General features: G+C 67.5%; 7 protein-coding genes. All 7 read left to right on the top strand.

Annotation, left to right across the window (positions count from 1 at the left end; genetic code table 11):
- A partial coding sequence (locus tag MJD61_15135) for a glycoside hydrolase family 95 protein (protein MCG8556605.1) occupies nt 1-1,574 on the top strand: 1,574 nt, incomplete at its 5' end.
- Between the two features lie 537 nt (nt 1,575-2,111).
- Nucleotides 2,112-2,738: a 4Fe-4S dicluster domain-containing protein gene (locus MJD61_15130; protein MCG8556604.1), complete on the top strand. Its 627-nt coding sequence runs from the start codon at nt 2,112-2,114 to the stop codon at nt 2,736-2,738.
- An 86-nt stretch (nt 2,739-2,824) separates the two neighbouring features.
- The gene (locus MJD61_15125; GenBank protein MCG8556603.1) at nt 2,825-4,363 is read left to right on the top strand and encodes a 4Fe-4S binding protein; all 1,539 of its coding nucleotides are present in this window, start codon (nt 2,825-2,827) and stop codon (nt 4,361-4,363) included.
- 190 nt (nt 4,364-4,553) lie between these two features.
- Nucleotides 4,554-5,273, top strand: coding sequence for an HAD-IA family hydrolase (locus MJD61_15120; protein MCG8556602.1), 720 nt, complete (start codon nt 4,554-4,556; stop codon nt 5,271-5,273).
- A 393-nt stretch (nt 5,274-5,666) separates the two neighbouring features.
- A complete protein-coding gene (locus tag MJD61_15115; protein MCG8556601.1) occupies nt 5,667-6,335 on the top strand; it encodes a DUF2760 domain-containing protein in 669 nt (222 codons plus the stop codon).
- Between the two features lie 16 nt (nt 6,336-6,351).
- Nucleotides 6,352-8,244, top strand: coding sequence for an Hsp70 family protein (locus MJD61_15110; protein MCG8556600.1), 1,893 nt, complete (start codon nt 6,352-6,354; stop codon nt 8,242-8,244).
- Nucleotides 8,241-11,078 (top strand): hsp70 family protein, encoded by a 2,838-nt coding sequence (locus MJD61_15105; protein ID MCG8556599.1) that lies wholly within the window; start codon nt 8,241-8,243, stop codon nt 11,076-11,078. The genes MJD61_15110 and MJD61_15105 overlap by 4 nt, the downstream gene beginning before the upstream one ends.
- Nucleotides 11,079-11,382 lie beyond the last annotated feature (304 nt).

The following is an 11,382-nucleotide window of genomic DNA, read 5'->3' as shown; positions in this document are numbered from 1 at the left end:
TGCTGTTGTGCGCAGCCACCGACTACCTGCTCGACTACCCCGGCTACAAGGGCCGCGACTATGCTGCCCTCAACGAAGCGACTTTGAACGCAGCGAAGGACAAGGACTTCGATCTGCTGCTGCATGAGCATCTGGCGGACTATCGGAAACTCTTCGATCGCGTGAGCCTGCGGCTGGACAAGGCCAAGGCATCGACCGAGGCCACCGATTTGCGCGTGGAAGCATACGGTAAGGGCAGCGGCGATCCCGGGTTGGAGGCCCTGTTTTTTCAGTACGGTCGTTATCTGTTGATCAGCAGCTCCAGGCCGGGGAGCCTACCGGCCAATCTGCAGGGCAAGTGGAATAACTCGAAACACCCACCGTGGGCATCGGACTACCATTTCAACATCAACATTCAAATGATCTACTGGCCGGCCGAGGTCACCAACCTGGCGGAAACGCACAAACCGCTGCTGCAGTACGTCAAGAGCTTGCGGGAGCCGGGTCGCGTCACCGCGCAGGAGTTCTTCAATGCACGCGGCTGGGTGGTCCATACGATGAACAACGCATTCGGCTACACGGCCCCGGGTTGGGCGCTTCCCTGGGGGTACTTCCCGTCGGCGTCGGCCTGGCTCGGCCGGCACTTCTGGGAGCACTACGCTTACAGCGGTGACCGAGGGTTTCTGCAGGCCGAGGCCTTGCCCATGATGGAGGAGGTCGCGCTGTTTTGGCTGGATTACCTGAGCGAGGACAATCAAGGCCGGCTCGCTTCGATTCCGAGCTACTCACCGGAGCACGGCGGCATTTCCTCGGGTGCGTCCATGGACCAGCAAATCGTATGGGACTTGTTCAGCAACTACCTGCAGGGCAGCGAGGTGTTGTCCTTGGATAGCGCGCTCACAGAGCAAGTAACGGCGGCACGCGACGCGTTGGTGCCGCCGCAGATCGGCCGCTGGGGCCAGCTGCAGGAGTGGTCGGAAGATCGGGACGACCCCGAGAATAGGCACCGCCACGTCTCGCACCTGTACGCCGTGTATCCCGGCGAGCAAATTGGCCGCAAGACGACCCCGGATTTGGCCAAGGCTGCAAGGGTCTCGCTCGAGGCGCGTGGAGATGCGGGTACCGGTTGGTCTCTGGCCTGGAAGATGAACCTGTGGGCTCGGTTGGGGGACGGCGAGCGGGCGTATCGACTCTTGACCATGGCCATGCGGCCCGCTGTGCGGGTTGCGGGCGCGAAATACGATGGCCACGCGAGCGGCATCTATTCGAACTTGCTCTCGGCGCACCCGCCCTTTCAGCTCGACGGCAACATGGGGGCGGTGGCCGGCATGGCCGAGATGCTCCTGCAATCCCACGCAGGGCGGATTCAGCTGCTGCCAGCCTTGCCCGCGGCGTGGAAGGACGGAGAGGTCCGGGGGCTGAGAGCACGCGGTGGCCATGAGGTGAGCATGAAGTGGCGGGACGAGCAGCTTGCAGAGGCGACCGTATTCAGCCGATCGGCGGGTACGGTGGAGGTGTCGTACGATGGCAAGAGGCTGGTGCTGCCGACGCGCGCCGGCGAAAAGAGCGTCATCGACATCACGGCTTTTCGCTAGCTACATGTTGGTGCAAAGTAGGGGAGGTTTCTTCATGACTTCGGCGACCGGCTAGCTGGGCGGCCAGCCGAAGCCGTGCTTCTTGGGGTGCTATCGCGGGACCGAGCCCGAGGAGCCCGAGGCCGAGAGCGAGGTCGGATTCGGAAGCAGAGGGCAGAGGCCGAGACGGAGACAGAAAGCCGCGGCGGAGGCAGAGGGCCGATGCGGAGGCGGATGTCGGGTACGGACATCGGGCTCCGGGGTTCGGGGTCGGGGGTTCGGGGTTCGGATTCGGTTCGGATTCGGGTCCCGGCATCCGTGTCGCATCCGGAGGAAGGGATTGCAGTCGTGCGATGGTGGCGAGCCGCAGGTCGCGAAGCGAGTCGTGCTGCCCTTGGCAGCCGGCGCACGGGGTCTACGTTCATAGCTCCCCCGACCAAAGGGGCCCGTGACGAAACAACTCGATCGGTCGCGGCCGTGCCATAACTATAACCAATGCGTTTGCCGAGCTTTGGACCTGGCCCTTCCCGGCCACGAGCTGCCGCTCGCCGCCGCCGGGTGAGGCGCCGCCGCAGGGGCGTAAGCCGGCGCTATTTCGTGCTGCAGGGGGGGCTGCTGCTTACGGCCGGCGGCATGCTCCTGGCCCGCCTGTTCGGTTTCCTGGGCAAGGTGGCGCAACCCGTGGGGCGGGCGCCGATACGGCCACCGAGCGCCCTCGAGCCCGACGAGAGCTTCAGGGCTGCCTGTATTCGCTGCGGGTTGTGCGGCACCGTCTGCGAAAACGGCTGCATTCGCTACTTCGGTCTCGACGAGCCAACGTATGGCAGCCTCACGCCCTACATCGACGTGCGGGCGCGCTCGTGTACCCTGTGCATGCGCTGCACCCACATCTGTCCAACCGGCGCCCTGAGCCCGGTAAGCGAGCCGGACAACGTCGACCTTGCACGAGTCGCGCGCGAGGTTCGCATGGGCACGGCAGTGGTGGACCCGGATCGTTGCCTGTCCTTTCTCGGGCGCCTCTGTGGCTACTGTCACGACGCCTGTCCGCTGCCCGGTAAGGCGATTCGGTTGGTGCCGGCCGCAAAGCCGATCGTGCTCGAACAAAGCTGCGTCGGTTGCGGCCGCTGCGTGGAGCTGTGTCCGCAGACACCACGAGCCATCGACGTCTCGAGGCTTGCCGTATGAGCGAACGCGCCCGGCGTTGCTTGCCGCAGGCACGAGCGGCTCGGCGCGGATTGCGACCGGGGCGAGCGTTTCGTATCGCTCGACGCGTGACCCAGTGCGTGGGCCTGGCGGCCGTGCTGCTGGCGCCCTTGCTCGGGGGCTGGCAGCGGCTCGAACGCAACCAGCTGGCCACCTGGAGCGGGCCTGGCTGGACGCTGCCCCAGGCGCTCTCGACCCGGCTGCCCCGCGGCGAAACGGCCCGTCGCGCCCACGATGCCAACAAGTTGATCGGGGGCGGGCTCGGCATCGAGTACGTAGGCCTTCCGGCGGCCGACCCACTGGCCGGCGGCTTGGCCCTGCTGCATGCGAGGGGCCAGGTGCGCACGCTGCTTGCTTGGTTGCTGCCAGCTCTGGTGGCCCTGGTGGCGGGTCGCTGGTTTTGTGGCTGGCTGTGCCCCTTCGGCGCACTAGCCAGAGGCATGTCGTGGCTCTTCGACACGATCTGGCCGCGTAGATACCGCCTCGCGCTGCCTCGGACCCGCCCCGTACGCTACATTGTGCTGGCGGCTACGATCGTTGCCAGCTTGCTCGGCACGCAGCTCGTGCTGTTCACGGTGCTGCCGCATTTCTTGCTGCAGCAATCCGTGTACGCGGCTTGGTTGCTCGGGGGTGGCTCGAGCGTGCTAGGCGTGTTCGTGGGGCTGCTGGTCGCCGTTGCGTTGATGGGTCCAACCAGCTACTGCGCTGCGGTGTGTCCCACGGGAGCCACGCTGGCTCTGCTCGGCCGCAAGCGGCGGGTGCACCTGACCGTGAGCTCGCCGAGTCGCTGCGGCGCGCACTGCCGTCTGTGCAACGAAGCGTGCTGGCTGCAGCTCGATGCTGCCTCCGGCGACCCCGGGCCCGACTGCGACGTGTGCGGGCGCTGCGTCCCGGTTTGTCCGCGCACCAACCTCGAGCTGCGGCTCGGAGCCGTTCGATCGACCGAGCCCCTTGCAGGCACCGCCACCGCACGCGGTTCCGGTGCAGCACGCGCTGGCAGCGCAGCACGCGGTCGCAGTGCAGTAGTGGTCGGTTTGTGCTTGGCGGCCAGCTGTGTCGCGATGCCCGGTCCAGCGCAAGCCCAGCATGGCCATGCCAAGCCCAAGCTCCTGCTCGATTCGGAGCGCAGCGTCAAGGACACCGCCGTGGCGCTGTCCGTGGTCGAGTATGCTGCGACCTATCGCGCGCATGCAGCCTCTGGCGGGCTCGAGGTGTCGCTCTTCATCGCCCGCCCGGCTCGCGAGGCCCCCCTGAGCTCCAAGGGGCAAGACAAAGCAGCCAGAGAGGTCTACCGCGGGCCCGTCTCCCTTCGCTTCGAAACGAACACGTCGGGCACGCACAGGGTGCGCTTCAGCAGCACGAACAGTCCGGTTTCGACTCCGAAGCGCACCCTGTACCGCAGACGGCTTCCGATCGAGGCCGGCGAGCTCGAGCGCGTCGTGCTCGAGCCCGTAAGCGGCTGGATCGATCGACCGCTGGTTTGGCAGCCGCCTCGCAAGGGTACGCGCATTGCTTGGTGGCGTTTGCTAGGCACCTCGCTGGCTTCCGCGTTCGCGTTCGGCGGACTGCTGTCCATCGCGTATGCCTGGGGCGCCAAGGACGCCTAGTCCTAGTACAGCTTGCCAGGGATTGTGATCTACTAGTGTTACTAGTACCTCGCGTACATCGTGCATGCCGGCCGACCCCGCAAGACCTCCCGGCCACCGGGCCGACCCGGCAGCAGCACACTCCGCTCTTTGCCGTTCACTCCAAGAACATCTAAGGTGCTGAGCTCGAGTCCAGGTAGATCAACGAACTATGTTGCTCAAGGCAGCGCCACAGGCCGCGATCTTCGATCTGGATGGCCTCCTGCTCGACACCGAGCGCGTCTACACCGAGGCGGCGCAGCGCGTGGTGGGCCGGTACGGAAAGCGGTTCGGCTGGGAGGTCAAGCGCCGCTGCATGGCGCGCGACCCCATGCTGGGAGCAGGGATCGTGGTGCAGGAGCTCGGGCTGCCGCTGCGTCCCGAGCACTACCTCGAGGCGCGCGAACGAGAGCTCAGGCCGCTGCTTCAGGACGTGGCCGCGATGGCTGGCGCCGAACGGCTGGTGGAGGATTTGGCCGGGGCGGGGCTGCCCCTGGCGGTTGCTACGAGCAGCCTGCGCCGGATGTTCGATCTCAAGACGCGCGGCAAGGCGTGGTTCGAACACTTCGATGCCATCGTGTGCGGGGACGACGGCATCGGGCGCTATAAGCCTGCTCCGGACATATTTCTGCATGCAGCCCGGGCGCTGGGGATCGAGCCAAGCGCGTGCGTGGCCTTCGAAGACTCGACCGCGGGGGTGGAGGCGGCTCTCGCGGCCGGCATGCAGGTAATCGCCGTTCCTGCCGTGCAGTATGCCCTGGACGAGCTCGAGCACGCTAGTCATGTGGTTCGGAGTCTAAGCGACATCGACCTGTCCGATCTCGGCCTGTCCTCACGAAAAGGCACGAACTGGAAACAACGCGGCCCCCGATCAAAAGATAGCGCACGTTAACGCTTGCGAACTCCTGAAGCAGATCGCGAAAGTCCTCGGGAATTTCCATGTTGCAATCGGTGGGCTGCGGCCGCCAGGGACCAGGCCGCCGCAAGCCGTTCTGATCCGCTGACTTGACGCCAAAAGTCCCGGTCGGCGTCGTCCGACCGTGCCAAGGGGACTGTGCCACCTGTCCAGGTCCGGCGACGTCGGCTCGCTCGTCGTGCTGCTGAGCTCACGGCTTGAGCATACCATGCGCTCCCCGTCCATGACGCGCGAAGCGTATCCGAGGATCGTAGCACGGATCGATGTCCTGGGGTGCCCTTGTCGCTGACCACGCGCCCAGCAGGGCTCCCCGGCGCTCGGAGATCCAGCACGATGCAAGGGCTAGGCGAATGTGCTAAGCGCCGGCGCGTGAGCGAGTCTAGCCCCTCCTTCTTCAGCCGCATCTTCCTGGCGTGGATCGCGTTCTTCCGCACCCTCTTCGATCCGCAATTCGCCGCCGGGGTGGTGGAGCTCGGGCGCACTGCGCTGCCCTCGTCCGAGCCGCGGCTTGGGCCGCATCATGAGGCTCAGCGTGAGTCGCGGCCGCTCGACTCCCAGGGGCGGAGCCCCCAGGCCCACTCGGGCGAGCCTGCGCGAGCCCCCGACGACGGGCCGAAGCCGCCGGAAGCGGCTCCCCAACCGGTGGTGTTGCGCGAGGCCACGCCCGACGCCGCGTGCCAGCTGCTCGCCGTGCTGCAGCGCGAGGGCCGCTTTGTCGACTTTGTGATGGAGAGTCTCGACGCTGCGGACGACGCCGACGTGGGCGCGGCCGCCCGTGTGGTGCACGACGGCTGCCGCAAGGCCATTGCGGAGCACATCGACATCGAGTCGATCCGCAGCGAGCAAGAGGGCGAGACCATCACCCTGGAGCAGGGCTTCGACGCCAGCCGGGTTCGGGTGACGGGTCGGGTTACGGGCGAGGCTCCCTTTACCGGGACCCTTTCCCACAAGGGCTGGCGCGTGCGCCGGGTCACGCTTCCCAGCATGTCGAAGGACCACGACGCCACGGTGTTGACCCCGGCCGAGGTCGAGCTGTGAGCGCCGGAGTCGAGCCGTGAGCGCAGCGGGGGAGCCTGTGTCACCTCGCTTCGGTGTCGGCATCGACCTTGGCACCACCCACTGTGCCCTTTGCTTCGTGCCCTTCGAGCAAGCCGAGGCGGCCGGCACCCGAACCGGCGAAACCCTGGACCACCAAGACCTCGCGATCGCCCAGATGGTGGCGCCGGGCGAGGTCGAGCGGCGGCCGTTGCTGCCCTCCTTCGCCTACCTGCCCCACGGAGCGGAATTTCGCGACGCCGACCTGCAGCTGCCCTGGCCAAGCAAAGCAGGTGCACCCCTGGTGGGTGAGCTGGCACGCCGCGCGGGCGCGTCCACGCCGATGCGACTGATCGCAAGCGCCAAGAGCTGGCTCTGCCACCCGGGAGTCGACCGCCAGGCGGCCATCCTGCCCATCGAGGCTCCCGAGGACGTGCCCAGGCTGTCGCCCGTGCAGGCTTCGGTCCGCTACCTGGAGCATCTCAAGGCTGCCTGGGAGCTCGAGCACCCAGACGCGCCCCTCGGCCAGCAGGACGTCACGATCACGATTCCCGCGTCCTTTGACCCCGCGGCGAGGGAGCTTACCGCAGCGGCCGCGAAGCGCGCTGGCTGCGAGCGCCTGACGCTGCTCGAAGAGCCTCAAGCAGCCGTGTACAGCTGGATCGTGGGCTCCCGTGGCCGCTGGCGCGACAAGGTCCAGGTGGGGGACGTCGTGCTCGTGGTCGACGTGGGCGGCGGCACGACCGATCTGTCGCTGATTGCGGTCAGGCAGGACGCTGGAGCGCTCGAGCTGCATCGGGTCGCGGTAGGCGATCATATCCTTCTTGGTGGCGACAACATGGATCTGGCGCTCGCGCATGCCGTGCGAGCCAAGCTGCAAGCCAAGGGCAAGCGTCTCGACCCCTGGCAAATGCGCGCGCTCACGCACGCGTGTCGCGCAGCCAAGGAAACGCTGCTCTCGGACGCAAGCGTCGAGTCGGTGCCCGTGGTGGTGCCGGCGCGCGGTTCCAAGCTCGTCGGCGGTGCGGTGCGCAGCGAGCTCACGCGCGCCGAGGTAACGAGCGTGCTGGTGGAGGGCTTCTTTCCCGATGTGGGCAGCGACGCGCGGCCACGGCATCGAACGCGCGCGGCCTTCACCGAGCTTGGACTGCCCTACGCCCAGGATCCGGCCATCACACGACACCTGGCGGCCTTTTTGGCGCGCCAAGCCGGCGCCCTTGAGCCAGAGCTGGCAGACGCCGGCGCGCCGCCCGGCGAGGCAAGCGCGCGCTTTGCGAAGCCGACCGCGATCCTGGTCAATGGCGGTGTATTCCGGGCACCTTTGCTGCTCGAGCGAACCACGAACGTGCTGAACGGTTGGCTGCGCGCGGCTGGCGCGCAACCCGCCCGTGTCCTCGAAGGCGCCAGCCTGGACCTGGCGTGTGCCCGGGGAGCCGCCTACCATTGCCACGCGCGCCGCGGGCGTGGGATCAGGATCCGCGGAGGCACGGCCAAGGCATTCTACGTCGGCGTGGAAGCCGCCATGCCCGCCGTGCCAGGCATCCCGCCTCAGCTAAGCGCGCTGTGCGTTGCGCCTTTTGGGCTCGAGGAGGGCAGCGCGGCCGACGCGCTCGAACGTGAGTTTGGTCTGGTCGTGGGCGAGCCCGTGCGGCTGCCTTTTTTTGGTTCCTCGGTGCGACGCCAGGACACGGTCGGCAGCGCGCTCGAGCACTGGGACGAGCAAGAGCTCGAAGAGCTCGAGGAGCTCGAAGTCGAGCTCTCGCCTGAAGGCAGGCGGCGGGGAGAGATCGTTCCGGTTCGGCTCCAGGCCCGCGTGACCGAAGTTGGCACGCTCGAATTGCTCGCTCTGCCGCGCGCTGAGGGCGAGCCCTGGCGCGTCGAGTTCGATCTGCGCGCGAAGCGTCCGACATGAGCGCTCGAGGTGCGCGTTTCATCGTAGGCATCGATCTGGGTACCACGCACACGGTCGCGGCCTACGCTGACACCGATGCGCTGGCCGGCGCCGTCTCCGCCACCGCCACCGGCCCAGGAGCGAACGCGGGGCCCGCGATCGAGATTCTGGCCATTCCTCAACTGACCGCGCCCGGTGAGGTCGACCATCGCCCCTTGCTACCTTCCGCGCGCTACCACCACGCAGAGGGGGAAGTGAAGCCGGCGGACCTGACGCTGCCATGGGGAGGCGATGAGCATGCGCCCTGTCCGGGGGTCGTGGGCAGCTTTGCGCTCAGCGCCGGGAGCAAGGTGCCCGGTCGCCTGGTCGTGAGCGCCAAGAGCTGGCTTTCGCATCCTTCGGTGGATCGCAATGCGGCCATCCTGCCCTGGGGCAGCGATCGAAGCGTGTCCAAGATCTCGCCCGTCGACGCGAGCGCGTGCACGCTCAGACACGTGGCGAGCGCCTGGAATCTCGCGCACCCGCGTTACCTCTTGGCCGAGCAGGAAGTCGTGTTGACGGTACCGGCGTCCTTTGACGAGGCAGCGCGCGCGCTTACGCTCGAGGCAGCCAGGCGGGCGGGCCTGCCCAGGCTCAGGCTCGTCGAGGAGCCGCAGGCCGCCTTCTACCACTGGCTCGACCGGCATCGCGCGAACCTCGAGGAGCAGCTCGCCGATCAGCGCCTGGTGATCGTGGTCGATGTCGGAGGCGGCACCACGGACCTTACGCTGATTCAAGTCGAGCCGCGAGATTCGGGGCCGCGCTTGACGCGCATTGCCGTCGGCGACCATCTGATGCTGGGGGGCGACAACATGGACCTCGCCCTGGCTCACGCCAGCGAGCCGCGCATCGCCAGGGGCGCCGAGCTCGGCGCAATCCGTTTCGCACAGCTCGTGCAACAATGCCGGCTCGCCAAGGAAAGGCTGCTGTCGGGCCAGCCCGAACCGGATCCGGTGCGCGTAACCGTGCTCGGGAGCGGCTCGAAGCTCGTGGGTGCCGCCCGCTCGACCGAGGTGACCCAACAGGAAGTCGAACGGCTGGTGCTCGACGGCTTCTTTCCCAAGGTCGCAGCGGGTGCCAGGCCCGATGCGCGACGCAGCGCCATCGTGGAGTTCGGGCTGCCCTACGTGGCCGACGCGGCCATCACCAAGCACATGGCTGCCTTTGTCGCCGATCATGCCGCCCTGGCGAGGAAAGCCCTCGGCCCTGCGGCTCCGTCCGGCAACGCGCCAGTCGTCCCCGATACGATCCTGCTCAACGGGGGAGTCTTCCGCTCGCCGGCGCTCGCCACGCGTCTGCTCGAGGTTGTGGCCTCGTGGCGCAGCTCGGCGCCACGTTTGCTTCGCAACGACGCGCCCGAGCTCGCGGTGGCGCGAGGTGCCGTAGCCTATGGCCTGGCGCGCCGCGGTCTCGGGCTGCGCATTGGAGGCGGGTCGGCGCGCAGCTACTTCTTGCTGCTCGGCCAGGCAGACAACGAGCGCCGTGGTGTTTGTCTGCTGCCCCGCGGCTCGGAAGAGGGCGAAGAAGTGCTGCTGCCCGAACGCACCTTCTCCCTCAAGACAGGCACGCCGGTGCGCTTTTCCCTGGTCTCTTCGAGCCAAGACGTGCGCCACCACGGCGCGGGCGACCTGGTGAGCATCGCGGGCAGCGGCTTCGTGGATTTGCCTCCGCTCGCCGCGGTACTTTCCTCGAAGGCGGGCGGCGGTGCCGGCGAGATCCCGGTTCAGCTGGTCAGCGCGCTGACCGAGATCGGGACCCTCGAGCTTGGCTGCGTGGCGCGCGACAATCCGGCGCAGCGCTGGAAGCTCGAGCTCGTGCTTCGAGGCAAGCAACCGGAACGCCTGGCCGCCGGGCGCGTGACGCAGCTTCACCCGCGTTTCGCACAAGCGACCGAGCAGGTGCGGCTCGTCTACGGCAAGAGCTCGCAAGCGGTGCAGCCACGGCACGTGAAGACGCTCCGAGCCACGCTGGAGAAGCTGCTCGGCCCACGCTCCGGTTGGGACACTCCGTTGCTGAGAGAGCTCTTCGGCGCGCTTTGGGCTGGCGCGCGCCGGCGCCGGCGTTCGGCCGCGCACGAGCGGGTCTGGCTCAACCTGACCGGTTACAGCATGCGGCCGGGTTTCGGCTACCCGCTCGACGACTGGCGGGTGGGGGAGCTGTGGACGATCTTCGAGTCTGGCGTGGAGTTCATGCCCGAAAGCCAGAACCACGCGGAGTGGTGGATCCTGTGGCGGCGGGCAGCAGGCGGTCTCGGCCCCGAGCAGCAGGGCGTCCTGCTCGACGTGCTCGAATGGTATCTGCGCCCGCCCGCCACCCGCCCCCGCAAGCGGCCTGCGGGTCCAAAATGGCTCGGCTACGACAACATGCTGCGACTGGCTGGATCGCTCGAGCACATCGATCCCCAACGCAAGGAGAAGGTCGGCGACTGGCTGATCGAGCGACTGCTGCGCCACGACGAGGGCGCGCAGGCTTGGTGGAGCGTCGGCCGCATCGGCGCGCGCGTGCCCTTCTACGGAAGCGCGCACAACGTGGTGCCGCGGGCAACCGCCGAGCGCTGGCTGCAGACCTGCCTGCAAACCGACTGGCGCCGCACCGAGCACGCCGCCTTTGCAGCCGTCCTGCTTTGCCGCAAGAGCGGCGACCGCGAGCGCGACTTGAGCAGCGAGCTTCGCGAGCGCGTGCTCGATCGGCTCTCGCAGCGGAACGCACCGGCGACCTGGCAACGCATGCTGCGCGAAGTCACCCTGCTGGAGGGCAGCGACGCCAACCGCGTATTCGGCGAATCGCTACCTCCGGGGCTGCGCCTGATCGAGTAGCCATGGCGAGGCAGGGCAGCGTGCTGCTCGGGCGATTGCTGCGGGCGCGCTGCACGTTCAGCGTTTGGGTTCGTGTGTAAGCTTCGTGCGGCGCGTTTTGGATTGCTGAGAATTGCTCGCCGACTTATGTGCGTAATCACGGATGCAGGACACTAGATCAGATTTCGCGTGCTACACGCCGCGATGGACTGAAGCAGCGAGTCCGTCAATCGGAATGAGTGCGAACCCGACCCCGACGCCAAGACGTCGAAACGCTGGAAGCACCATTTCTTCGACCAGCCTCCTGTGCCCCGGCAACGTTAGG

Source organism: Pseudomonadota bacterium (assembly GCA_022361155.1).
GTDB lineage: Bacteria > Myxococcota_A > Polyangia > Polyangiales > JAKSBK01 > JAKSBK01.
Note: the sequence above shows the minus strand (reverse complement) of the source record. Positions and strands in the feature narration are given on the sequence as shown.